This is a genomic window from Halomonas sp. 1513, assembly GCA_001971685.1.
Classification (GTDB): Bacteria; Pseudomonadota; Gammaproteobacteria; order Pseudomonadales; family Halomonadaceae; genus Franzmannia.
In genome coordinates this window covers 1518590-1544086 of record CP019326.1, presented here as the reverse complement: position 1 = coordinate 1544086, position 25497 = coordinate 1518590, and the positions used below count along the sequence as shown (strand labels likewise).

Annotated in this window: 19 protein-coding genes and 2 pseudogenes; 17 read left to right on the top strand and 4 right to left on the bottom strand. The window is 60.8% G+C overall.

The genetic code is table 11. The annotated features are described in order from the left end of the window. Positions 1 to 230 precede the first annotated feature (230 nt). The 6 genes from BWR19_07080 to BWR19_07055 are packed head-to-tail and all read left to right on the top strand — an operon-like array spanning position 231 to position 5315. Positions 231 to 689 (top strand): hypothetical protein, encoded by a 459-nt coding sequence (locus BWR19_07080; GenBank protein APX94934.1) that lies wholly within the window; start codon positions 231 to 233, stop codon positions 687 to 689. Continuing rightward, positions 689 to 979, top strand: a complete 291-nt coding sequence (locus tag BWR19_07075; GenBank protein APX92711.1) for a multiple resistance and pH regulation protein F — start codon at positions 689 to 691, stop codon at positions 977 to 979. Before BWR19_07080 ends, BWR19_07075 begins: the two co-directional genes overlap by 1 nt. Beyond that, the gene (locus tag BWR19_07070; protein ID APX92710.1) at positions 972 to 1292 is read left to right on the top strand and encodes a Na+/H+ antiporter subunit G; all 321 of its coding nucleotides are present in this window, start codon (positions 972 to 974) and stop codon (positions 1290 to 1292) included. Before BWR19_07075 ends, BWR19_07070 begins: the two co-directional genes overlap by 8 nt. Beyond that, positions 1289 to 2215, top strand: a complete 927-nt coding sequence (locus BWR19_07065) for a sodium:proton antiporter (protein ID APX92709.1) — start codon at positions 1289 to 1291, stop codon at positions 2213 to 2215. The genes BWR19_07070 and BWR19_07065 overlap by 4 nt, the downstream gene beginning before the upstream one ends. Further along, on the top strand, positions 2212 to 2493 hold the full coding sequence (locus BWR19_07060; protein APX92708.1) for a hypothetical protein: 282 nt from the start codon (positions 2212 to 2214) through the stop codon (positions 2491 to 2493). The genes BWR19_07065 and BWR19_07060 overlap by 4 nt, the downstream gene beginning before the upstream one ends. After that, positions 2490 to 5315, top strand: a complete 2826-nt coding sequence (locus BWR19_07055; GenBank protein APX92707.1) for a hypothetical protein — start codon at positions 2490 to 2492, stop codon at positions 5313 to 5315. The genes BWR19_07060 and BWR19_07055 overlap by 4 nt, the downstream gene beginning before the upstream one ends. A 21-nt stretch (positions 5316 to 5336) precedes the next feature. Here BWR19_07055 and BWR19_07050 read toward each other — a convergent pair. Beyond that, a pseudogene (locus BWR19_07050) lies at positions 5337 to 5808 on the bottom strand (zinc chelation protein SecC). A 145-nt stretch (positions 5809 to 5953) separates the two neighbouring features. On the opposite strand from BWR19_07050, the gene BWR19_07045 reads away from it, so the two are divergent. The 3 genes from BWR19_07045 (at position 5954) to BWR19_07035 (ending at position 12014) form a co-directional block, all read left to right on the top strand. Then, positions 5954 to 8707 carry a carbonate dehydratase gene (locus BWR19_07045; GenBank protein ID APX92706.1) on the top strand — a complete coding sequence of 918 codons (2754 nt, stop codon included), beginning with the start codon at positions 5954 to 5956 and terminating at the stop codon, positions 8705 to 8707. A 152-nt stretch (positions 8708 to 8859) separates the two neighbouring features. Beyond that, positions 8860 to 10689: a hypothetical protein gene (locus BWR19_07040; GenBank protein APX92705.1), complete on the top strand. Its 1830-nt coding sequence runs from the start codon at positions 8860 to 8862 to the stop codon at positions 10687 to 10689. Between the two features lie 191 nt (positions 10690 to 10880). Continuing rightward, the gene (locus BWR19_07035; GenBank protein APX92704.1) at positions 10881 to 12014 is read left to right on the top strand and encodes a hypothetical protein; all 1134 of its coding nucleotides are present in this window, start codon (positions 10881 to 10883) and stop codon (positions 12012 to 12014) included. 77 nt (positions 12015 to 12091) lie between these two features. On the opposite strand, the gene BWR19_07030 is transcribed toward BWR19_07035, so the two are convergent. Beyond that, complete coding sequence (locus tag BWR19_07030; protein ID APX92703.1) at positions 12092 to 12304, bottom strand: hypothetical protein; 213 nt, start codon at positions 12302 to 12304, stop codon at positions 12092 to 12094. 1901 nt (positions 12305 to 14205) lie between these two features. Beyond that, a complete protein-coding gene (locus BWR19_07025; GenBank protein APX92702.1) occupies positions 14206 to 14820 on the bottom strand; it encodes a serine recombinase in 615 nt (204 codons plus the stop codon). A 3202-nt stretch (positions 14821 to 18022) separates the two neighbouring features. On the opposite strand from BWR19_07025, the gene BWR19_07020 reads away from it, so the two are divergent. The 8 genes and pseudogenes from BWR19_07020 (at position 18023) to BWR19_06985 (ending at position 25015) form a co-directional block, all read left to right on the top strand. Then, positions 18023 to 18688 carry a choline ABC transporter permease gene (locus BWR19_07020; GenBank protein ID APX92701.1) on the top strand — a complete coding sequence of 222 codons (666 nt, stop codon included), beginning with the start codon at positions 18023 to 18025 and terminating at the stop codon, positions 18686 to 18688. Positions 18689 to 18724: 36 nt separating this feature from the next. Next, positions 18725 to 19885 carry an ABC transporter ATP-binding protein gene (locus tag BWR19_07015; GenBank protein APX92700.1) on the top strand — a complete coding sequence of 387 codons (1161 nt, stop codon included), beginning with the start codon at positions 18725 to 18727 and terminating at the stop codon, positions 19883 to 19885. Positions 19886 to 19889: 4 nt separating this feature from the next. Beyond that, positions 19890 to 20633 (top strand): ABC transporter permease, encoded by a 744-nt coding sequence (locus BWR19_07010; GenBank protein ID APX92699.1) that lies wholly within the window; start codon positions 19890 to 19892, stop codon positions 20631 to 20633. Between the two features lie 30 nt (positions 20634 to 20663). Then, the gene (locus tag BWR19_07005) at positions 20664 to 21551 is read left to right on the top strand and encodes a glycine/betaine ABC transporter substrate-binding protein (GenBank protein ID APX92698.1); all 888 of its coding nucleotides are present in this window, start codon (positions 20664 to 20666) and stop codon (positions 21549 to 21551) included. A gap of 114 nt (positions 21552 to 21665) precedes the next feature. Continuing rightward, positions 21666 to 22520, top strand: a pseudogene (locus BWR19_07000) (NAD+ synthetase). 115 nt (positions 22521 to 22635) lie between these two features. After that, complete coding sequence (locus BWR19_06995; GenBank protein ID APX94933.1) at positions 22636 to 23034, top strand: hypothetical protein; 399 nt, start codon at positions 22636 to 22638, stop codon at positions 23032 to 23034. Positions 23035 to 23043: 9 nt separating this feature from the next. Next, the gene (locus tag BWR19_06990) at positions 23044 to 24027 is read left to right on the top strand and encodes a hypothetical protein (GenBank protein ID APX92697.1); all 984 of its coding nucleotides are present in this window, start codon (positions 23044 to 23046) and stop codon (positions 24025 to 24027) included. A 49-nt stretch (positions 24028 to 24076) separates the two neighbouring features. Next, positions 24077 to 25015 (top strand): 2-dehydropantoate 2-reductase, encoded by a 939-nt coding sequence (locus BWR19_06985; GenBank protein APX92696.1) that lies wholly within the window; start codon positions 24077 to 24079, stop codon positions 25013 to 25015. Between the two features lies 1 nt (position 25016). Here BWR19_06985 and BWR19_06980 read toward each other — a convergent pair whose 3' ends face one another. Next, complete coding sequence (locus tag BWR19_06980; GenBank protein ID APX92695.1) at positions 25017 to 25493, bottom strand: phospholipid-binding protein; 477 nt, start codon at positions 25491 to 25493, stop codon at positions 25017 to 25019. Positions 25494 to 25497 lie beyond the last annotated feature (4 nt).

The following is a 25497-nucleotide window of genomic DNA, read 5'->3' as shown; positions in this document are numbered from 1 at the left end:
TTGCGTTTCGCAGCCATCGCAACCGTCCAGGATTGAGCCAGGTCACGGCATCTCTGCAGGGACTGTGCTACACCTAGGGGTCATCTCACCCGTGGAGTATTGGGATGACCCCACCATCGCCCGCTAGCCCTCAGCCACCACCGCCCCGTCGCAGCGGCTCAGACACGCAAACACTGCAACGAAATACGACGGGAGACCTGTCAATCGTCGTCGCATGGGCCGCGGCCCGGCTGTCTCTGCGGCGCCTAGCGGGGCTAGCCCTGCTGTGGTGGGTGCTCACCGAGGGCAGCGCCTGGGCCTGGGGCGTCCCGGTGATTCTGATCACCGCCCTGGCCATGCCCATCAGCGGCCTGTCGCGGCTGCACCTGCGCGCCTGCCTGGCGCTCTGCCCAGTGGCGCTCGGGCTGGCACTGCGCGGCGGGGTGCAGGTTGCCCTGCTGGCCTGTCGCCCCCGCCTGACCCTCCACAGCGTCGTGATCGACCACCGCTGGTCGTGCCTGCCCGAGGGGCCGGGGCGGCTGTTCATGGCCAGCCTGATCAACCTGATTCCGGGCACCCTGACAGTCCGCCTGGCAGCCGATAGGCTGGTGGTGCATGTGCTGCACCTGACGCCGACGACGGTCCGCGACCTGGCAGTGCTGGAGCGTCGCATCGCCCGCCTGTATGTCGACCAGAAGGAGATCGACTGATGCCGCATACCCTCGCCGCCATGCTGCTGCTGGCGTGCGCGACGGTTGGCCTGTGGCGGATCTGGCGCGGTCCCACCAGCGTCGACCGCATGCTGGGTGCCGAACAGCTCAGCACCCTGGCCATCGCCATCCTGCTGCTTCTCGGCACCCGCCTGGCACAACCGGCGCTGGTGGATGTCGCCCTGCTCTTTGGACTGCTGGCTGCAGTGGCCACCGCAACCTTCGTGACCCGCACCTGGACGCGACTGCACGAGGCGCAACGCCGCCCCGAGGAGGCCGAAGGTGACTAAGGGACTCGCCTTGATTGCCCCCTGGCTGATCGCCGCGGGGGTGCTGTTCTTCATGGCCGGCGCCCTTGGCCTGCGGCGCTTCCCCGATGTCTACGCGCGGCTGCACGCCCTGACCAAGGCCGATAACCTGGGGCTCGGCTTGCTCTGCCTGGGGCTGGCCTGTCAGGCGGCCAGCGTCTCGGCAGCCCTCAAGATCATGCTGGTCTGGGGACTCGTGCTGGTGGCCTCGAGCATCGGCGCTACCCTGATGGCCTCCACCGCCCTCGCCAGGGGGCTGCGTCCGCGGACTCGACGGGGGTCGTGGGATCCGTGATTACCTTCATCATCGGATTCGACCTGCTGCTGGGTGCCGGCCTGCTGTGGCTGGCCTGGCAAGCCCTCTTCCACCCCAAGCCCTTTGCCGCCGTGGTGCACTTCATGGCCTTCGGCCTGGTCATGGCCCTGGTCTGGGTGCGTCTCGAGGCCCTCGACATTGCACTGGCCGAGGCCACCATCGGCACCGGGGTTACCGGCGCCCTGCTGCTCGCGGCGCTAGGCCGGCTGCCCAATGAGCCGACAACGCGACTCGCACTGCGGTCCTGGCAACGCCCTCCGGTCGCCCTGGCACTGGGCGCTGTCGTGCTGCTCGGCCTGTGGCTGGCCTGGGTGGCCTGGCAGCTGCCGCGCCCCGGACTCGTCACCGAAGTAGCGGCGGCCCTGCCCGAGAGCGGCGTGCAGCACCCGGTCACGGCGGTGCTGCTGAATCTGCGCGCCCTCGACACCCTGCTGGAGTTGGCGGTGATGCTGGGGGCAGTATGGCTCGTCTGGTCGCTGGGCCCCGAGCTGCGCCCCTATGCTCCGGTGACCGCCCTGCCGGGGTTGCCCGCCCTCACCCGGCTGCTACATCCGCTCTTTCTGATGGTGCCGGCTTACCTGCTGTGGCGGGGCAGCCATGCCCCGGGGGGCGCCTTCCCCGCCGGTGCCGTGCTCGGCGCCGGCGGCGTCCTGCTGCTGCTGGCCGATGCCGTGCCCTGGATGCAACGCCCCGATCGTCAACCGCTGCTGCGCCTGTTACTGAGCACCGGCCTGGTGCTGTTCATGGGCATGGCCCTCGGCGGGCTGCTGCTCACTGGCACCTTCTTCGCGATACCGGTGGCCATCGCCGGACTGGCCATCCTCGTCGTGGAGGTGGCGGCTGCCCTCTCCATCGCGCTGATGCTGATGGCCTGCTACCTCTATGGGGAGCCGGGACGATGAGCGGTTTCTTCGCGCTGCTCGCCGCGCTGTTGAGTGGCCTGGCGCTGCTCGGGCTGTTCCGCGCCGCCAGCCTACTGCGGCGGATCCTGGCGCTCAACGTGCTGGCCAGCGCGCTCTTTCTGCTGCTGGTGACCCTGGCCCGTACCGAGGCGGGGCTAGATCCAGTGCCACACGCCATGGTGCTCACCGGGATCGTGGTGGCGGTAAGCACGACCGCCACGGCACTGGCGCTGATACTTCGCGCCACTCAGCCCTATCACGACGAGAGCGACCCATGAGCCTGGCCGTCTGGTGGCTGCCCGGCACTCTGGTGTTCCCGCTGGGACTGGCCCTGACCGCCTTCCTGGGGCTGGCCGTCCCGCGTACCCAGGTCGCCCTCGCCCTGCTCGGGATCATCGTCGGTGCCGTGGGCCTGCTGGCGAGCTGGCCTTCGCTGCCCGTCACGCTGGCCGTGGGCGGGTGGGCGCCGCCACTGGGCATCGCCTGGTGGCTCGACCTACCCGCCGCTGCAATGCTGGGCATGACCGCCCTGTTGATGGGGCTGGCCAGCCTGTCCCTGCTGGCCGACCCCGACAGCCGCGACGACCGTTTCCTGTGGAGCCTCTGGTGGATGCTGTGGGCCTCCCTCAATGCACTGCTGCTCGCCAGGGACCTCTTCAACCTCTATGTGATCCTGGAACTGATGAGCCTGGCCGCCGTGGGGCTGGTAGCCCGCAGCCACGACGATCCTCGCCACCGCGCCGCGCTGCGCTACCTGTTCGCCTCGCTGCTCGGCTCCCTGTTCTACTTGCTCGGCGTCGCCCTGCTCTACGGCCAGACCGGACTCCTCGATCTGGGACTGCTGGCCGAGACACTGTCCACCACCCCGGCGACCCGGCTGGCGGCAGTCATGCTGACCCTGGGGCTGGCGATCAAGGCGGCCCTAGTGCCCCTGCACCTGTGGCTGCCGGCGGCCCACTCCCGCGCCCGGGCGCCGGTCAGCGCCCTGCTCTCCGGCGCGGTGGTGGCGGCGGCGCTGATGGTGCTGTGGCGGCTCTGGCTGGGGCCCCTGGCGCAGCTTGACGGCAGTCTGCGTCCCGCCCTGGCCCTGCTTGGTGCCGGCGCGCTGATCTGGGGCGGCCTTCAGGCAATCCTGCAGCGCCGCCTCAAGCTGGTGATCGCCTGGTCGACTCTCTCCCAGAGCGGCTATGCCCTCCTGCTGCCAACCCTTGCCGGCGGCAGTTGGCATGGCAAGGCGGCCCAGGGGGCGGTGCTGCTGCTGGTGGCGCACGGCCTGGCCAAAGGCGCCCTCTTCCTGGCCGCGGGCGCCATCCAGCGAGCCTATGGCCACGACCGCCTGTCGGGGCTAGTCGGCAGCGCCCGACAGGCTCCCCTGGCGTGGAGCATCATCGCCCTGGCCGGGCTCGGCCTGGTGGGGCTGCCGCCCGGGGGCGGCTTCGTCGGCAAATGGTGGCTGCTCGACGCGAGCCTTGCCAACGCCCACCCCGGCATCGCCGCCCTGCTGCTGCTCGGCACACTGCTCACCGCCGCCTGGCTCTGGCGGCTCGGCGAGCTGGTTCTGCGACCGGCTGAGGCTGTTGCGCTCCGCCGCCCCTGCGGCGTCACCCTCAGCGCGGCCTTGGCCCTGGCTCTGCTGGGCTGGCTGGCGGGCCTGGCCGCCCTGGCCTGGATGCCCGTCTCGCCGCTGCCACGCTTCGCTCTGGTCGACGATGCCTGGCCACTGGTACTGGCGGCCGGGGTGATCTGGCCCCTGGCGCTGGCGGCGGCCTGGCGCTGGCCGCTCGCCACCGCTTCCCCGCCGGGGCTCGTCCCCTTGTTGGCTGCCGCCGCCGCCCTTCATCTGCTGGTGCTGGTGGCAGTCGATCTGCTGAGTTTTCTGGTAGGCGCGAGCCTGCTGAGCCTGGTGGGCTGGGCCATGGTTCGGCTCGATGGGGGCGCCGAGTCGCGACGTGCCGCTGCCGGCTACCTGGCGATGATGCTGCTGGCCGAACTAGCGCTGGTGTTGGGGCTGGTGATGGCCTGGCGCGAGGCGTCTTCACTGCACTTCGCCGCGCTGGCCGAAACGGGGCTGTCGATGCCCACCCTGACCGCCCTGACCCTGGGCTTAGCGCTCAAGGCGGGGCTACCCGGCCTGCACGCCTGGCTGCCCCTGGCCCACCCGGTGGCCCCGCCGCTAGCCAGTGCGGTGCTCTCTGGGCTGATCGTCAAGGTCGGCGTCCTGGGTGCGCTACGCCTGCTGCCCGGCGCCGAGGCAGCGACGCCGCTGGCCATCGCGCTGCTGGCGCTAGGCCTGACCGGTGCCGGCTACGGCGTGCTGCGCGGCCTGCTCAGCGCCTCCGCCAAGCGACTGCTGGCCTGGTCCAGTGTCAGCCAGTTGGGGCTGATGGCGACCTTGCTGGGCCTGCTGATGCTCGGTGTCGAGGCCGCCCGCCCCGCCCTGATTCTGCTGGTCGCCACCCACGCCCTGGCCAAGGCCGCGCTGTTTGCCGGGGCCGGCCTCGCCGCACGCGCCGCGCCCGCCGCCCGTCGCTTGGTGCTGGCAGTGCTGCTGCTGCCCGCCCTCACCCTGGCCGGGGTGCCGCCCAGCGGCAGCGCGCTCCTCAAGCAGGGTCTGACCGAGAGCCTAAGCGCCGCCGGGCTGCCCGGCGGACTGGCGACGCTGAGCGGTATCGCCAGCAGCCTGCTGATGCTGCGGCTCTTTCTCTTGCTGGATCGCGGCGCCTCGCCACCGCGACCGCTCCCTCTCGCGCCTTGGCTACTGACAGGGCTGATCGGGCTCGGCATCCTGGCCGCGCTGCTGCCCTGGTGGCTATCCCCGGGCTTACCAGCGTCAAGCATGCTCAGCGACGGGCTGCCGCTGCTGTTGGCCCTGGCGCTGGCCGGCGCGCTGCTGGCGGCGACCCCGCTACACCACTGGCTAGAGGCCGCCCGACAACATCAGAGAGAGCGCCAGCGTACTCGTCGCCGAGCCCTGCAGAGCGCGGCGCGGCACTGGCGGCACCAACTGCGCCGCGCCGAGGCGTGGCTGGTTCCCTGGCCCACCTTCGGCGTCAGCCTGGGGCTGGTGGCTCTGCTGCTGGGGGTCGCCAGCTGGCTCTAACGCATCGCGAAGCGGAAAGCGCTAAGGGCCTCCACAGCAGGCCTTGAACTTGCGACCGCTGCCGCACAGGCAGCGGTCGTTGCGGCCGGGCTTCAAGCGGGTCACGCCGGGGCGCCCGTTCAGGTAATACCACTGCCCCGCCTCGCGAACGAAGCGCGACGCCTCCTCCAGCACCGCCCAGCGCCGGCCCTCGCGGAAGGTCGCGCGGAAGTGCACATGCCCCTTTTCACCCGAGGCCCCGCTCTCCAGCACCTCGAGCCGCACCCATCGGGTCGTGTCGTCGTCGGGCAGGCTCGCCGGCCGCGTGTCGGGGTGCCAGGTCTCGAGCAGGTAGTCGTCGCGCTTCAGCACGAAGGCGCTTCAGCACGAAGGCGCTGAAGCGCGAGCGCATCAGCGCCTCGGGGGTGGGCGCTGGCGTGCCCCCATGGTAGCGCCCGCAGCAGACCTGATAGTCCTGGCCATCACCACACGGACAGGGGCGTCGCTCGGCCATTCGGCACTCTCCTCGCTGGTGTGCACTTGAAAAGCCGCAGTCTGCCATGCCTAGATCACCTTGGCATGGCTTGATATGGATCACTGCAGTGCAGCATTGTCTATGCTACATCTGCTTATCATCGATTCCCGACAAGGAGGCCAGGATGCCTGACCAGCCGTCGACCCGTTCTGACAGCCAGGACAACACCGCCTGGCACGCGCTATCCGCCCAGGACGCCCTGGCCGAGCTCGATAGCCAGGCCGAGGGACTCAGCGACGCCGAGGCCAAGCAGCGCCTCGAACGCTATGGCCCCAACCGGCTGCAGCAGGCCGAGGGCCGCCCCTGGTGGCGGCGGCTGCTCGAGCAGTTCAACAATATCCTGATGATGATCCTGCTGGTGGCGGCAGTGGCCAGCCTGGGGCTTGGTCACACCCTCGACGCCGCGGCCATCGTCGGCGTGGTGGTGATCATCGCGCTGATCGGCTTCGTCCAGGAAGGCAAGGCCGAGCAGGCGCTGGACAGCATCCGCAACATGCTCTCGCCCCAGGCCAAGGTACTGCGCGGCGGGCAGCGTCAGACCATCGACGCCGAGGCGCTGGTGCCGGGCGATATCGTGATGGTCGAGAGCGGCGACCGGGTGCCCGCCGACCTGCGCCTGATCGAGGCCAAGCGACTGCGCACCGAAGAGGCCGCGCTGACCGGCGAGTCGACCCCGGTCGACAAACAGCTCGAGCCGGTCGAGGCGGACAGCGACCTGGGCGACCGCACGGCCATGGCCTATGCCAGCACCATCGTCGTGCAGGGCACTGCCCGCGGGCTGGTGGTGGAAACCGGCACCCGCTCGGAGATAGGTCGTATCTCCGAGATGCTGCGCGGCGTCGAGCAGCTCAAGACCCCGCTGCTGCGCCAGATCGACCGCGCCGGCCGAGTGCTGGCGCTGTTCATCCTCGGCGCCGCGCTGTTCACCGGGCTGTTCGGCATGCTGGTCCACGGTCAGCCCCTCGGCGACATGTTCATGGCCGCGGTGGGCCTGGCCGTCGCGGCGATCCCCGAAGGCCTACCGGCCATCGTCACCATCGGCCTGGCACTCGGCGTACAGGCCATGGCCAAGCGCAACGCCATCATCCGCCGGCTGCCGGCGGTGGAGACGCTGGGCTCGATCTCGACGATCTTCTCCGACAAGACCGGCACCCTGACCCGCAACGAGATGACCGCCCAGGCGATCTGGCTACCCGACGGCGAGATCGGTATAGAGGGCGTCGGCTTCGCGCCAGAAGGAGACTTCCATGGCGTGGTCGACGACCGGCAAATGGAGGACGCGCTGGATCTCGATCAGCAGCCGGCGCTCAAGCATTTCCTCAAGGTCGGGGTGCTGTGCAACGACGCCGAACTCGCCGAGGAGGAGGGCCGCTGGCTGATCCACGGCGACCCCACCGAAGGCGCGCTGGTAGTGGCCGCGGCCAAGGCCGGCATCGAGGCCCGCGACCTGCGTGGCGACCACCAGCGCCAGGACGCCATCCCCTTCGAGTCGGAACGCAAGTACATGGCCACCCTGCACGACCTCGACGGCGAGCCGCGGCTGCTGGTCAAAGGCGCACCGGATCGGCTGCTGGAGATGTGCCACCGCCAGCGCAGCGCTGACGGTGACAGTGTCGAACTCGACGTGCAGGCATGGGAAAGGCGCATCCACGCCCTCTCCGCCCGCGGCCTGCGGGTGCTGGCGCTGGCCGAGAAGACACTTCACGACGTCGATGAACTGAGCGATGAGCACGCCGAGGAGGAGCTGGTGCTTTTGGGGCTGGTGGGGCTGCTCGACCCGCCCCGCGAGGAGGCGATTCGCGCCGTAAAGCAGTGCCTGGCGGCCGGTATCCGTCCGGTGATGGTCACCGGCGACCACGCCGTGACCGCCCGCGCCATCGCCCAGCAGCTAGGCTTCGCCCACACCGAGCGAGCGCTGACCGGGCGCGAGGTCGAGGCGATGTCGGACGCCGAGCTGGAAGACTGTATCCTCGAGGTCGACGTCTTCGCCCGCGCCGCGCCGGAGCACAAGCTGCGCCTGGTCAAGGCCATGCAGGCCCGCGGCGGGATCTGCGCCATGACCGGCGACGGCGTCAACGACGGCCCGGCGCTGAAGCGCGCCGACGTCGGCGTGGCGATGGGCATCCAGGGCACCGAGGCGGCCAAGGAGGCCGCCGAGATGGTGCTCGCCGACGACAACTTCGCCACGATCGCCGGTGCCATCGAGGAGGGCCGCAAGGTCTACGACAATATCCGCAAGACCATCACCTTCCTGCTGCCGACCAACGGCGGCCAGGGGCTGGCGATCATGCTCGCGGTGCTGGCCGGCACCCTGCTGCCGGTGACCCCGCTGCAGGCGCTGTGGGTCAACATGGTGGTGGCGGTGACCCTCGGCCTGGCGCTGGCTTTCGAGGACGCCGAACCCGACATCATGGCCCGCCAGCCGCGCGATGCCGATGCCGCGCTGCTCGATATGTTCCTGCTGTGGCGGGTAGTGTTCGTATCAATGCTGCTGCTGGCCGGTGTATTCGGCATGTTCAGCTGGATCCTGGCCCAGGGCGGCAGCGAGGAGCTGGCGCGCAGCGGGGCGGTCAACATCCTGGTCACCGGCACCGCCGCCTACCTGATCAACAGCCGCTACCTGATCAACAGCTCGCTCTCCTGGGAGGGCATATTCGGCAGCCGGCCGGTGTGGATCGCCATCGGCCTGGTGATGCTGCTGCAGCTGGCCTGGACCTACCTGCCGTTCATGCAGCTGATCTTCGGCAGCGCTGCGCTGGGTGCCGGCCACTGGCTGATGATCATGGCCGCCAGCGTAGCGCTGTTCCTGATCGTCGAGTGCGAGAAGTGGGTGCTGCGCCGACGAGACCGCGACGTGCAGCCGGCCACGGCCGGCTGACACCCGCACGGTGACAAAACTGCTACTGTTGAGATAACGAAATGCTCATAAACTTGGGCAATCGTCATTATCACATGGCAGGAGAGCCGGCGTTCATGAGCGCTCACTCGACGGACCGGGAAGTCACCCGACGCGGCAGGATCATCCGAGCGATGCACTTCGCCGCGACCCGACTATTGCGTAGCGGCGACGACGGCGAGTCACAGCATGCGGTGCTGGCCAGGCTCGGCAAAGCCATGGATGCCAGCCGAGTGTACGTGTTTCAGCTGCATCACGATGCGCAGCGGGGTTGGCTGGCCAGCCAGTGTCTGGAATGGGTGGCTGAGCGGATCCCTCCCCAGATCGACAATCCCGCGCTGCAGGACACCCCCCTTGACCTGCTCGGAGACGGTCGCTGGACCCAGCAGCTCGTACAAGGCCTGCCGATCAGCGGCCAAGTGCGCGACTTTCCCGCCTCTGAGCAGGCCATTCTCAAGCCCCAGGGCATCCTGTCGCTGGCGGTGATGCCGATCCGCGTGGATGACACCCTATGGGGCTTCATCGGCCTGGATGACAACCACAACGAGCGGGCGTGGTCAGGCGTCGAACTCGACGCCCTGCAGATGGTTGGTGACGTGCTCGGCGCCAGCATGGCCACCCACCGGGTGCGCCAGCAGCTCAACGAGCTGGCCTACTACGACTCCCTTACCGGTCTGGCCAATCGTGCGCTGTTTCTCGAGCGTGCACGCCATGCCCAGCGCCGCGCCAAGCGCTTCGGCCGCAACCTGGCAGTACTGCTGCTCGACCTCGACCGCTTCAAGGTCATCAACGAGACCCTCGGCCACCGCCACGGCGACGGCCTGCTGCGCCAGGTCAGCCAGCGTCTGCTGCACGGCCTGCGCGCCACCGACACCGTGGCACGCCTGGGCGGCGATGAGTTCGCGATCCTGCTCGAGGACCTGATGATCCCCCAGGACGCCATGATCATCGCCGGTAAGCTGCTGAGCCACTTCAACCAGCCCTTCATGCTTGGCGACCAGACGCTGTTCGTCACTACCAGCCTGGGCATCAGCGTCTATCCCAGCGATGCCAAGGATATCGCTGAGCTGCTCGAGTACGCCGAGGCCGCGATGTATCGCGCCAAGGCCCGCGGCCGCAACTGCTACGACTTCTATACCACCGAGCTCACCGCTGCCGCCCAGGCCCAGCTGCTGCTCGAGACCGAGCTGCGCTTCGCCCTGGAGCGCGGTGAGTTCGTGGTCCACTATCAGCCCATCGTGGCCACCACTAGCGGCCAGATCATCGGCGCCGAGGCGCTGGTACGCTGGCAGCATCCCGTGCGTGGTCTCACCGCCCCCGGGCTGTTCCTGGATGCCGCCGAGAACAGCGGCCTGCTGGGCGAGATCAGCCAGTGGGTGCTCGAGCAGGCCTGCGCCCAGCTGGTGGCTTGGCAGGCCGAGGGCCTGAGCCTGGAGCGGCTGGCGGTCAACCTGGCGGGCGACCAGATCGACAGCGGCCGACTGGTGGATGCGGTCAATCGTGCCCTGACCGTCAGCGGGCTCAGCCCACATCATCTCGAGCTCGAGGTCACCGAGACCTTTATCATGCAGCACGCCAAGCGCGCCATCGAGGCCCTCGGCCAGCTCAAGGAGCAGGGCATCAGCCTGGCCATCGACGACTTCGGCACCGGTTACTCTTCGCTCAGCCATCTCAAGCGGCTGCCGATTCACAAGCTCAAGATCGACCGCAGCTTCGTACGCGATATCCCCAGCGGCACCAACGATGCCGCCATTGCCCGCGCAATCATCGCCCTCGGCCACAGCATGGGGCTGACGGTGACGGCCGAAGGCGTCGAAACCCCCGAGCAGCTCGGTTTCATGTCTGCCGAGGGCTGCGATGAGATCCAGGGCTACCTGATCAGCCGACCGCTACCCGCCGACGACTTTGCCCGCCTGCTGGCCGGTCCGGCACCGCTCTCCCCTGCGCCCAGCCCAACGGTCTAGCAGCATTATTCATGATTGCAATTTGAAATTTTATTGATACCGATAGGCACTGCTAGATTTAAAATAAATTCATTAATATCAATACTTTATAAAATCCATTGTCCCTGCCCGTTCCTAGCCATATCTACACATCACCGAAAAAGTGGGGTATGGTTCGGGGTATTGTCACCCATGATTGTGAGGTGCGAGGGATGGGGCTAACAGCGACTGAGGTCAGGAACGCCAAAGCACGTAGCAGCGACTACAGGCTGCACGATGGTGGTGGTCTGTACCTGCACGTGAGGAAGTCTGGAGCGAAGGCATGGCTCTACCGTGATCGGACAGGCGGCAAGGATACGTTCCTAACGCTAGGTAACTACCCTGCCGTATCACTGGCTGCTGCTAGAGCAGATGTCGCACAGCGGAAGCTGGCACGTGACCGTAAAAGTGCGACCGTGGTCATGCCAGAGGCATTCGGAGTCATTGCAGAGGAATGGTTTAAGCAAAGCTCGGGGCAATGGGGCGAGGCATATACTAAATCGGTCAGGCGTGTTCTCGAGAGAGATATACTGCCAGAGTTAGGCAACACACCTATCGATGAGATTACGTCTAGAGCCTGTCTGCAAATTCTACAAGCGATAGCTAGTCGAGGTGCTGCGACCGTAGCAGTACAGGCACGTACAGTGATGGGGATGATCTTCAAATATGCGATCATTAACTTGCACTGTGAAAATGATCCCACTAGTGCATTAAAGGGTGCTATCAAGCCAGCGAAGACCAAGCATAGCCCAGCACTCACTAAGCATGAGTTCACGATACTACTGAAGGCTATCAGCAATAGTACATCACGGCATAGAACCAAAACCGCGCTGCACATATTGGCGAGGACGTTTGTTAGGACAAATGAATTAGCTAAATCGACATGGGATGAATTTGATTTGGTGAATTCACTATGGACGATCTCAGGTCAGCGTATGAAGAATAAAGTACCACACGTGGTGCCATTGTCTGATCAGGTGGTAACGCTACTAGAGGGATTACCAAAGAATTCGCATTATGTTTTTCCAAACGAATCTGATGCCAGTAAGCACATGAATCTATCAACCTGTAACGTGGCCGTCAGATCACTGAAATTACAATTCAAATTTTCACCGCATGGTTTCAGGTCAACGGCTAGCACGATACTGAACCAGAGTGGTTACCGTGGGGATATCATCGAGCGCCAGCTATCGCACGTGCCTGTGAATCAAGTTAGAGCCGCCTACAATGCTGCGGATTATCTAGACGAACGTCGAGCCATGATGCAGTGGTGGTCAGATGAAATTGACCGCCTGATGGCCTCATAGCGGTTACAAGGTATACCTATATTCAGTAGGAATTTCGGATCGTTTCTAGGCATTAAAAGCACCATTGAGGGGCTTTTTCATTTGTAATATTCATCTATAAACGACTGTATATCAGATTCTCGCCATCTTACACCAGCAAAGGGTATTTTCGTTCCTTCTGGTAGATGGCCATCGTTAATAAGGCGATACAGAGACGATTTGCTGATCGAAAGACGTTCGCATACTTGACGAATTTTGAATAGTTGATCGGCAGTTTTTGATTGAGTTTCTAGGTTCTCGTGATTACTCATTTGTGTTTTTCTCCTTGGTTGGCATGATCCAATGTTAAGCCGATTATCTAGCCATGCAACCCCCTGAAATAACTTCAGAACTATCCATATTCTTTCGAAGACCATCCAATATTTTTTTTGGCCAGTGATCATGTACAGTATTCAACATCAATCTAGGAAAGAAAGCCTCACTCTCATTCTACAGCGATACAACGGGACTTAGACCCTCTTCTGACACGACGATTAACCAGAGCTAGCCATTGCTAAGGTAGCGTATCGCTCAGAAGATCTCAGAAAATTTTTCACTTTCGTATAAATAACTTCAGATTGGAGAGACTTACTTGATGACATCTTGCTCTGATCTCAGCAAATTTCTATCTTTGCGCTTTTATAGCGGAAGCTCTAGAGGGGCGCTGACAACATGACACTGCTTCTGCTCCTAGTATCTTCACCTAGGGCATTGTACTAGTATTGACTATTATAAAATATAAGGAGTAACAATGAACATTCAGAGCAACATATTTGATAGAAAACTTAACGCCAATTTCTTTCAAAAAGAGAAATTATGAGATGGTTACATTAAGCTATTGTCAGAACTCGATACTAGGTATCATCTAACAGTCACCTTTGATTACGGAATGAGCAGCAAGAGTTCTACTAGCTTACTGAATGATATTCTGAAGATGATCAATAGATATTTCTTGAAAGGTCAATACAACTCTGGCAACAAGTTTTTTGAAGGGATTGTAGTGAGAGAAAGAACAGAAGCAATGGATAACTACCATTACCATATCATGTTGGCAGATGGTGAAACCATTCTTCCTGACTATGATAGCCTTGAAAGCGTAGTTAATAAAAAAATCCAGACGTTGAACAAAAGCCGTACATATGGAAACAAGATAAACAAGTTTCTTCTTCAAGAATACTATGATACTGAAGGTAGCAGCCTAGAACGTTATGTCACTAAGGCATTTGAAAACACTTCAAACTCAATCAATGATTGCTCAGATGCCATTTGTCCGATACAGCACGCTGGAGTCTCATTCAACGATTAAAATCAAATTGTGTCCTAAAGTGATGTCTTGTCCTGTCTAGTCCTTGCTGTCTATAACACACCCCATGCAGCAGGTTCGGCCCAAAAAGACACTGGGCAAGACAATCTGCAAGGACACCACTCGCACCTAGCAATAAAGACCAGTCGATATCAACTGGTCTTTTTAACAAACTTAGCTATTACATATCATTGATCTTTTCAATAAGCAACTCTATGTTTTTAGCATAATTTACTTCAGCCACATCTCTCTGCATCAAGTAAAATGGCTTTATTTTACTGATTTCCATTTCCACATCGCTTACAATAACTTCTTGGAAAACAACTGTTTCCCCCTCTAGAAGAGCATACTCAATTTCTGTTCTTCTAGTGTCGGTTCCCCAGACGAAGCCCCAGTCAGACCAATCACCGCTATCAACTAGCCTTGCATTCAGTGTATAGTTGTTGCCAGAGAGGTTGGCATTGCTCAAGCTCTCTTGTAGAACTTCTTCAAAGGTTTCATTACTGAAATTTGGTGCAATTCTTCCACCATAAGTGAAAGTGCTTGTACCAGGAAAGTCGGTTATTTCCCCTACCGTAATAGAATCTCTGAATCTCTCTGTTTTAACAACATACCCTTCACTATCGAAAGCCACCCTGTCTATCCTAGGCTCACCTGTAATTGTGCACCCAGCGAGAAGAACCAAGCCCAAACCTGCAACAAACATTTTGATTTTTAGCATTGCACCACCCCTTTAATGAAGAAAGGTTAATGTAGTATGCTTTTAAATCCAAATCAAGGGATGGCAGCTCTGTCTTCAGCGAAGGTACTTTCGGAACCCTACTGAATATAGGTATAGCTTGTAACCAAGACAGCTTACATGAAGATATACTAATTCAGGCTTTTTTTGACTTTCTGAACCGTGTAGGTGCTGGCGCCAGCATGATCAGCTGCCTTCCTGACGCTGAATCCCGCCCTCAGAAGCTCAGCAATCCGCCTGTGCTTCTCTTCGTCTACTGGCCGACCCTTGTACCTACCTTCAGCTTTCGCCTTCTCTATGCCTTGCTGCTGGCGCTCTCGGCGCTGCTCATAATCCTTCCTGGCAATCGCCGCCATCATATCGAGCATCATCGAATTGATAGCATCGAGCATCCTGGCGGTGAACTCATCGCCCTCAGAAGCTCTCATGGCTTGATGGCTGGTGGGAAGATCGACCGCCACAACACGCAAACCTTTCTGATCGATTTCAGCCCGTAGCCTTTTCCAGTCACCAGCAGGGAGACGCGAAAGCCTGTCGATGCTCTCAACCAGCAGCACGTCACCTTGCTGAGCATCCGTCAACAGCCTGCGAAGCTCTCGGCGCTCTGCTGTGGCACCACTGGCGTTCTCGATGTAGTGACAAGCTATCGCCTGCTGAAAGCCCTCTGTGAAGAGCTGAAGGCTATCTTTGGCTCTGCTGGCGTCTTGATCTTGTGTGCTGGCGCGTAGGTAGGCACGGATGAACATATTGGCAAGCCTCTGTGCTGTTTTGGTGTGCTGTGAAGACAGTGTGCTGCTATGGATCAAAATAGTCAATTACCAACACACACCAATGCGCCAGCCAAGGTGTAGTGCTAGAGGTATACCCAAAATGGAGGCGGCATCTAGGTGTTGGCTAGCTACTTCCACCTTCGTTAATGGACTCAGGTGGTTGCTACTGCTTGTTTCATATGCTACATGATTACTTATAGAAATCTTCAGCAAGGTGAAATCAGCAATGTTGAAAAATGACCTCGTGTTTATTGACGGTTCACATTTACCACAAGATTTGTTTTACCGCCTGTGGAAGCTGAGCTTCTACGAAGCACGGAGCCTCGGAAGAAATGAGACAGCCAACATCTTGGGTGGTGCATTTTTCTTAGGCGAGATGGAAAATGGTTTATGCTTTGGATTCATGTATGATCTCGAAGGTTCGACTCCTCACGAACCAGACTTGTGGACTCAAACATTAAGAAAACTCGAAAATGAAGAAATAATTGACCTGTTTGAATTCCAAGTTTTATTGGAATGCGGCCGGCATGTAGAAGCCATTTACAAGGAGGAAACGGGCATCGACTCTAGTGGTTGGATGTATATAGTGTTTGTTGAGCCACCAGACGATCCTGATCTGTGTTCATTCAAAGGGCTTCATAGGTTTTGGTCTTATGAAGATCTTGATAGACGATAACCTGCTCGGTAGAACACGATAGGATTGATAAAAAATAGCTATACCTGTCACTTGTTATAGCCAGTGGAGCACAGGTATAGCTAATGAATTTACAAAAAACATAGTTATAAAATAAAAAATAAGCAATATCAGGCTATTCAAAACATGGAGCAATTGCACGATCTGTTCGTTCCATGATTTCAGCATCATTTCTTTCTTCAGAAGAAATAAAATAGCCAAACTCAGCCAACCCAAATTCTTCTTCTACTTTATCAGTCATGCAATCGCACCTTGTCCAAGCGCTACTTGAAGTCATTCCGACCCTCTCAAGCTCGTATGCGCAACCTTGTCGAAATTCTGTTCTCATTTCACGTGTCCAAGATTCGTCTGATGCATAACTTGCCAGTGACAAACATAGCAGCAAAGAGGTTAGGGTTGCTCCAAGTATATTTTTCATATTCTATCACCAATTTTACCTAGTTTTTGTATGCTAGAACTTACGGTTTTTACATTGCAAAAGGTATAGAAAAACCTATGCAACATATAGAGTTTATACCAAAATCTCTCAAACTACTAGCTAAGAACCATATGCATTATAAAGGAATATAATCAGCAAGCCTTAATCTCATTGATGAGATAAGCAACATACCAAAAATACTGAACCATTTTTTTTACTAGACGAGCAACTTATCGCCACAGCCTTGACGGCCTAAGTGATATTGATGCATTGTTAACTTAAGCTCCACATCTAGACAATTGCGCCTGCAAGCGACCTTACTAGTTCTCGTTCTCTCTGAACCTGTAAGGAGGGTTTTTATCAGGGTTGCGCCAGCCCTGAAGCTCGAAGAGCTTGCGCTACTGGATCAACTGATAGCGTTCATCTTCTGTGAGCATTAGTATTTACAGCTTTAGAAATGTTTCTTTGGCACTTAATTGAGGTTCTATTTTTTGAACATAGTATAAAGCATCAGCGTCCAAGCACTTTCTTACTTCTTCGTTTAGTAGGAAGCTCCTGATGTATAAGACGTCTTCTGGATTTTTAATATATTGGTTTCTTGTTTTTCTATCTACCATTATCTGTTGGAGCAAGTTCGATAATTTTTGATATTCTTCAGTTATAGGGATGCTCGATTTAAAGCTTGCAAAATTAACGTACATATCAAGATATATGTCATGTACATGATCACCATGAACCCTCAGTCCGTCTTCATTGTTATTCCTTCTTAAGCGATATGCGTCTTTAATTAACTTATCTTTTATGTGCATCCCTTCGCTGAACACATGATAATCACCACTTAGTTTATCATTTCCACTATAAACAAGAATCGTATCAATCACCCTCACCATTCTATCAATAGACTCTGACATATTATACATATTAATTGCCAAACGCTTTTCACCTATACGTAAGTCGCCAATATCTATTTCACCAACCGGCTCAATTCTTAGCAACCCTTGCATTCTAATCAGAATAACGATGTCTTCAATGGTGTTTTTCTTATTTTTTAAACTCTCCTTAATAGTTTCCATACAGCTCAAAATGTCGCTCAAATCGCCTACCCGTTTATTATCAGCATCTAGACTGATCTTTACATCACACCTCATCGGCGAGTTATCTGGGTATATCTGCTGATATAGCTCTTCCTTATTATTAATCGCTATTCTGTTTTCTAATAGATTTTCTATTCCCTCTAAGCGTTCAAAGAATATTCTGCGGTGGCGATCATAGCGGTCAAACTCTATCGACTCAATTTGTTTTTCAGTGATTTTATCTTGCGATTTAAATTGCTGTATCACTATCAGTAGTGTCGCTAATGCAGCAAATGAAGCTAACATACCAAAAGTACCAGACATCAATGCCCCAAAGTATGCCCAGTCTTCTGCCCTGCTTGATAAGCCCGGTCCCACTATAAAGATATATCCCAACATTATTAGGATACATACTAACAATGCACAGCCCATCATTAATTTAGCTAACAATGGTAACTCAAGATTGCTGACGCGCCATTTATTGTCAGTTTTTTCTTTTTGCTTATCCTTCATGGTCCCCTACCCTGCCGTTGGCTTCACAGTCCCTGGCTGTATACACACACAGTATCAGCGACAGGCCATGATGGGTAGGTGTTGGGGCAAGGTCAGGTTGGGTGAATGGCTAGGGTGACGTGGGATTCATGGGAACCCCGTGGTACCGTTAGACATCTATCGCTGCCCATACAATAGGGTAGCGCTTCACATTCGGGGTATAAATTGGGGTATCGTCAACTGAGACGATGCCCTTTTTTCGTTACGTATCAAAATGTTACAAGCATCTATAACGTTACGTCGTTCATCCAATTTGAAATCGTTATTCATTTTCAAAACAAATAGATACCCGCCTTTGCTAGACTGAGGTCATTCCAACGCGACCCGCCCTGCCTCGAGTTCGACGACTCGTCCATGAGCCGCGACGCGCTATGCGTGCGCTGCCAGCCGGGTCGTGCTCTGCTTCCGACCAGCGTCGCCCCTACACGGAGGAACTGCCGCGTGGAGCTGATTCAATACGCACTCGACAATATCGACCTGCTGGCCAGTCGTACCCTCGAGCATATCGCGCTGGTCGGTGTAGCCGTAGGGTTGGCCACGCTCACCGGCGTACCGATCGGCATCGCCATCACCCGCAATGAGCGTCTGGCGCGCAATGTGCTCTACGCCGCCTCGATCATCATCACCATCCCGTCCATTGCGCTGTTCGGCATCATGATTCCGATTCTGTCATTGATCGGCCACGGCATCGGCTATGTGCCGGCCGTCATCGCCGTACTGCTCTATTCGCAGCTGCCGATCATCCGCAACACCTATACCGCCATCAACAATGTCAACCCGGCGCTGCGCGAGGCCGCCCGCGGCATCGGCATGAGTCCCAACCAGCGCCTGCGCATCGTCGAGATCCCGCTGGCGGTGCCGGTGATCATGGCCGGCGTACGCACCGCCGTGGTGCTCAATATCGGGGTGATGGCGATCGCCGCCTACATCGGTGCCGGCGGGCTTGGCACCTTCATCAGCCGCGGCATTTCGCAGTCCGACCCGCGCCAGCTGATCGTCGGCGCGATTGCCGTGAGTCTGCTGGCGATCGTCGTCGACTACGCCCTGCTGGCGCTGCAGAAGCGCCTGACGCCCAAGGGGATGGAACGCGCCGCGTCCACCGCCTGAGCCCCAGCGCCACTGCTACCCGACAAGGATTCCCGCATGATTCGACTCGACAGCCTGACCAAGGTCTTCGACACCCCCAAGGGAGCGGTGGTCGCCGCCGACCATATCAGCATGGAGGTGCCCTCCGGCGAGATCTGTATCCTGCTCGGCCCCTCCGGCTGCGGCAAGACCACCACGCTGAAGATGATCAATCGTATCGTGCGGCCGACCTCAGGCAAGGTGTTCATCAACGGCGACGACACCACCGGCATGGACACCCAGACCCTGCGCCGCAACATCGGCTATGTGATCCAGCAGATCGGGCTGTTTCCCAACATGACCATCGAGGAGAACATCACCGTGGTGCCGCGCCTGCTGGGCTGGGACAAGGCCAAGTATCGTGAGCGCGCCCGCGAGCTGATGGCGATGATCGCCCTCGAGCCGGACGCCTTCCTCAAGCGCTACCCGAGCGAACTCTCCGGCGGTCAGCAGCAGCGCATCGGGGTGGCCCGGGCGCTGGCCGCCGACCCACCGGTGATGCTGATGGACGAGCCCTTCGGCGCCATCGACCCGATCAACCGGGCGGTGATCCAGGACGAGTTCCTCAAGATGCAGCAGGCACTCAACAAGACCATCATGTTCGTCAGCCACGACATCGATGAAGCAATCAAGATGGGCGATCGCATCGCGATCTTCCGCGAGGGGCGGCTGGTGCAGTACGACACGCCGGACGACCTGTTGACCGCACCCAAGGATGCCTTCGTCGAATCCTTCCTCGGTGAGGACCGCGCGCTGAAGCGTCTCAACCTGGTCAAGGTGCGCGAGATCGTCTCCGATGAGATCGGCAGCGTGACCCCCGGCGACACCCTGGAAACCGCCCTGGCGCGCATCGACGACTTCGGCTACTCCAACGCCATTCTGATGGTCAACGACAAGCGCCAGCCGGCCGGCATCGTCAGCCGCTCGGTGGCGCGCACCACCAAGGGCTACTGCCGCGATCACTTTCAGAACGTGCCAGCGGCGGTGCATCTCGACGACGACCTGCGCAAGGTCGCCTCGCTGATGTTCGCCCACGACATCACCTGGCTACCCTGCGTGGACGACGACGGCCGGGTATGCGGGCAGATCACCCAGCGCGCCATCACCAGTCACCTGGGCTCACGCTACCGCGCCCGCCAGGCCGCCATTGGTTCCACCGACGCCGCCGCGAGGGAGTGAGCCGATGCCTATCCAGAGCATGAAAGGCGCGCTGCGCGCCCTGCTGCTGCTGGCGGTGTTCGCCGCCGGGGTGTGGAGCCACGCCAGCGGCATCATCGATGACTTCCTCTGGCACCTTCCCGACGTCCAGTACCTGGCCGGCCAGCACCTGTGGCTGACCGCCGTCTCCGGCAGCCTGGCCATCGGCGTGGCGATTCCACTGGGTATCCTGCTGTCGCGGCCGTCGATGGCGCGCTGGGCCGAGAGCCTGATGCAGGTGCTCAACGTGGGTACCACCATCCCCACCCTGGCGGTGCTGGCGCTGTCGATGAGCTTTCTCGGCATCGGCACCGTGCCGGCTATCTTCGGGCTGTTCGTCGCCACCCTGCTGCCCATTGCGCGCAACACCTACGCCGGGCTCAAGGGCGTCTCGCCGGCGCTGATGGAGGCCGCCGCGGGTATCGGCATGTCGCCGACCCAGCGGCTGCTGCGCGTCGAGCTACCCAATGCGCTGTACGTGATCTTCGCCGGGATCCGCACGGCACTCGCCATCAATATCGGCACCGTACCGCTGGCCTTCCTGATCGGGGCCGGCGGGCTCGGCGAGCTGATCTTCACCGGCATCGATCTCTACGACCCGGTGATGATGCTGGCCGGGGCCATTCCCACGGCGCTGCTGGCGATCTTTGTCGACGCGCTGATCGCCGTCATCGCCTTCTTCGTCGTGCCGCGGGGCGTCAACCCCGCACGTCAATCCCCCCAACACTAACGACAACACCCTGATGTTAGGAGAACGACCATGAAATACCTCGTCTCGACCCTCTCTGGCCTGGCCCTCGCCGGCGCCCTGACTGCAGCCAGTGCCAACGCCGCCGATCTGGTAGTGGGCGGCAAGAGCTTCACCGAGCAGCAGATCATCGCCAGCATGACCGCCCAGTATCTCGACGCGCTCGGCTACGACATCGATAGCCGTATTGGCATGGGCTCCGCGGTGCTGCGCCAGGCCCAGGAGAACGGCCAGGTCGACCTCTACTGGGAGTACACCGGCACCTCGCTGATTACCTACAACGACATCAGCGAGCGCCTCAATGCCGAGGAAACCTACGCCCGGGTCAAGGAGCTCGATGCCGAGGTCGGCCTGGTATGGCTCGAGCCGTCCAATGCCAACAACACTTATGCCCTGGCGATGCGCGCGGATGATGCCAAGGAGCGCGGCATCGTCACTATCTCCGACCTGGCCGCGGCGATCAACGACGGCGAGGCGCTGACGCTGGCCTCTAACGTAGAGTTCTACGCCCGCGACGACGGCCTGCGCCCGCTGCAGGAGATGTACGAGTTCGAATTCGGCCGCCGCAACGTCAGCCGTATGGACACCGGCCTCACCTACCCGGCGCTGCGCGATGGCGAGGTCGAGGTATCAGTGGTATTCGCCACCGACGGCCGCATCCCGGCCTTCGACCTGCGCGTGCTGGAAGACGACCTCGATTACTTCCCGGCCTATGCCCTGACGCCGGTGATCCGCGCGGAGACCCTCGAGGAGTTCCCTGAGCTCGAGGAGCAGCTCAACGCCCTGTCGGCGCTGCTCGACGATGCCACCATGGCCGAGCTCAACGCCCGCGTCGACGTCGAGCGCGAGACCATCGAACGCGTAGCCGAAGCGTTCCTCGAGGAACATGACCTGCTGTAACCCGTCAGCTCAGCGTGCACGGCTGGCACACTGCCAGCAGCCTGCGTTCACAGAGGCCGCCTGCGGGCGGCCTCTGTGGGTTGAACCGCGCCTTTTCCTCTCGAGTAAGCTCGCATGCCCGATGCCGATCATCTCCACGTCGCCGCCGCTCAGCTCGACTGCCACCTGGCTGATATCGAGACCAACCTGGCCCGCCACCGTCCGCTGATCGAGGCCGCACGCACCGCCGGCTGCGAGCTGCTGGTGTTTCCCGAGCTGTCGCTGACCGGCTACGGCCTAGGTCGTGGCGTGCTCGACGTGGCCATGAGCGCCCACGACTCACGCTTGGTCGAGTTGGCCGAGGCCTGCGGCAGGATGCGCACGCTGGTGGGGTTCGTCGAGGAGGCGAGCCCCGGCGAGTGCTACAACGCCATGGCCGTGCTCTACGACGGCGGCGTGCAAGCGGTGCATCGCAAGCTCAACCTGCCCAGCTACGGCGGCCTCGAGGAGGGCAAGTGGTTCACGCCAGGCCGCCGGCTTACCGCCTTCCGCATACGCGACGGCTGGACGGCCAGCCCGCTGATCTGCGCCGACCTGTGGAATCCGGCGCTGGTGAACGCCGCCCTGCTGACGCGTCCGGAGGTGCTCTGCGCGCCGATCAACTCGGCCAGCGGCATCGTCAGCCAGGCCTTCTCCAACGAGCACAACTGGGCCACCAACCTGTAGTTCTACGCCATGACCTACGGCACCCCGGTAGTCATGGCCAACCGCATCGGCATGGAGAATGGCAGCCGTTTCTGGGGCGGCTCACGGATTCTCGGACCGCGCGGTGAGACCCTGGCCGCGGCCGACGACGGTGAAACACTGCTTCAGGCGCGGCTGTCGCGGCGGGCGATTGCCGAGGCACGCTTCGAGCTGCCCACCCACCGCGATGCCGACACCTCGCTGATTCGCCAGTTGCTTGACAAAGAATCGACAAAAAAGGCATGAAAATCATCGGCATCTAACCCTATACTGATATGGCATCGCGGCAAGCATGGATGCCAAGACGCTAGGATCATCAAGAAGCCGGAAGCCACTCCCAAAAGAAAGGAACCATCCCATGATGAAGAAGCTCTCTCGAGTCCTCAGCCCGCTGCTGATCGCCTTCCTGGTCCTCGGCAGCCTGCCGGTGGCCGCTGCCCCGCAAGCCGCGCCCAGCAGCGCCATGGTCACCACTCAGGATGCCCTGAGCGCCGATCAGGTCAGCGCCGACCGCGAACGCATCAACGAAATGCTCTCTCGCCAGGACGTCCAGGATCAGCTGGTCGCCCAGGGCGTCGATCCCGCCGACGTCGAGGCCCGCGTAGCGGCCCTGTCCGACGCCGAAGTGCGCCAGATGGCCGAACAGCTCGACGACCTGCCGGCCGGTGCCAGCGTGGTCGGGGCGCTGGTCTTCATCTTCGTACTGCTGCTGGTCACCGATCTGCTCGGCCTGACCAACGTCTTCCCGTTCACTCGCTGAGGCAGCCGCATGTCTCATCTGCTCGAACGGCAAGCGCCGCGACAGCAGTCACAACGGCAAGCATGGAACGCCCGCACTGCGGGCGTTCTGCTGTTGATGGCTGCCCTTGTGCTGCTCAGCGGCTGCGCCACCAGTCCGCGCCTGGCCAGCCCCGGCGAGATGGGGGTCGCCGAGCGCACCTATATCGACGGCGTGCCCTTCCACGCCCAGCGCGACTATCAGTGCGGTCCCGCCTCGCTGGCCATGGTGCTCAACCATTCCGACGTCGATGTCAGCGTCGACACCCTGATTCCCCAGGTCTTCCTGCCCAATCGCGACGGTAGCGTGCAGCCCGAGATGCAGTCCACGGTGCGCCGCTACGACCGCGTCAGCTTCGTGCTCGACGGCAATTTCGCGTCGCTGCTCGAGGAGCTCGACGCCGGCCACCCGGTGGTGGTGATGCAGAACCTGTCGCTGCCGCTGTGGCCGATGTGGCACTACGCGGTGGCGATCGGCTACGACCTCGATGAGCAGCTACTCACGCTGCACAGCGGCGAGGAAGCCAACCGCCAGGAGTCGTTCCGCCGCTTCGACGCTACCTGGGCGCGCAGCGAGCGCTGGGCGATGGTTGCGCTGCCCCCCGGTGAACTGCCGGTGAGCGTAGGGCCACGCCGCGCTATGGACGCCATCGCCTCGTTCGAGCAGGCCAACGACGCCGAGGCCGCGCTGCCCGCCTGGCGCTCGGTAACCGAGCGCTGGCCGCAGGACGCCATGGCTTGGTTCGCGCTGGGCAATGCCGAGTACGGCGCCGGCCAGCCCGAGGAAGCGGTCGAGGCCTTTCGGCACGCCACCGAGCAGCAGCCGGACCTGGCCGTAGCCTGGCTCAACCTGGGGCTGACCCTGGAGGGGCTCGGCGAGCACAGCGAGGCGCACCGGGCACTGCAGCAGGCCGCCAGCCTGCCCGGCCGCTGGCAGGACGCTGCCGAGCAGGCGCTGACCCGTTTCAACGACTGACACTATCCCCCGGTCGCTCACGGGCGGCCGTCTTACTCAGGAGACCCCCATGCGCATTGCGATCTATGGCAGCGGCGGCGTCGGCGGCTACTTCGGCGGCCGCCTGGCCGCCGCGGGTGAAGACGTTACCTTCATCGCCCGCGGCGAGCATCTGGCCGCCATCCAGCGCGACGGCCTCAAGGTGCACAGCATCCACGGCGATTTCCAGGTCGCCCCGGCGCAGGCCAGCGATGACCCGGCGAGCGTCGGAGCGGTCGATCTGGTGATCGTCGCCGTCAAGGCCTGGCAGGTGGCCGACGCAGCGGCGGCCATGGCACCGCTGCTCGGCCCCGATACCTGCGTGCTGCCCCTCGAGAACGGCGTCGAGGCCGCCGACCATCTGGCCCGCGAGGTTGGCGCCAACAGAGTCATCGGCGGGCTGTGCGGCATCCTCGCCTGGCGCGAGGCCCCCGGGGTGATCCGCCACGCCGGCATCGAGCCCTTCATTCGGCTGGGTGAACTCGACAACCGCAAGAGCGAACGGGTGGCCGCCATCCGCGAGTGCCTGTCTGGTGCGGAAGGCATCACCGCCGAGGTCGCCGAGGATATCCAGGTCGCTATCTGGAGCAAGTTCCTGTTCATTTGCGCCATGAGCGGCATCGGCAGCATCAGCCGGGCACCGATCGGCGTGACCCGCCGCCTGCCCGACAGCCGCGCGCTGATCGAATCGATCCTCGAGGAGATCTATCGGGTGGGAGTGGCCAAGGGCGTCGCACTGCCGGACGACGCCGTAGCGCGGGCGATGAAATTCATCGATGCCCTGCCGGAGAAGAGCACCGCCTCGATGCAGCGCGATATTGTCGACGGTCGGCCGTCGGAGCTCGACTCGCAGAATGGTGCGGTGGTGCGGCTGGGCGTCGAGCTCGGCGTGGCCACGCCGGTCAACCGGGTGATCCACGCCGCGCTGCTGCCCCAGGAGCTGGCGGCCCGGGAGGCCGGGGCTAAGTGACTCAGTCGCGCTGGTAAGTGCCGACCAGGCGGTTCATGCCCAGCAGGTGCGGCTCGACCTTCTCGAGCAATTGCGCGAGGGTCAGTCCGGCGGGCAGCTCCAGCTCGGCGTCCAGCGCCAGCACCCAGAAATAGTAGAGATGCAGGCCGTGCCCCTCCGGGGGCATTGGCCCCATGTAACCGTTATTACCCCGGTCGTTGACGCCGGCGGTGCCTTTGTCGGTCGCCTCCTCCAGCGCCGTCACCGAGCCCGGGAGGTTATACAGCACCCAGTGCACGAAACCGTACTGCCCCTCCTTGACCAGCGGCGCATCCGGGTCGTGGCAGATCACCGCGAAGCCCTTGGTGCCCTGCGGCGCGCCTGACCAACTCAGCGCCGGCGAGACGTTGTCGCTCTCACCCGTGTACTGGCTGGGAATCTTGCCATGATTGTCGAAGGCCGGGCTCTCTAGCTGCATGGTCGAGGGTGCAAATGCCATCGTG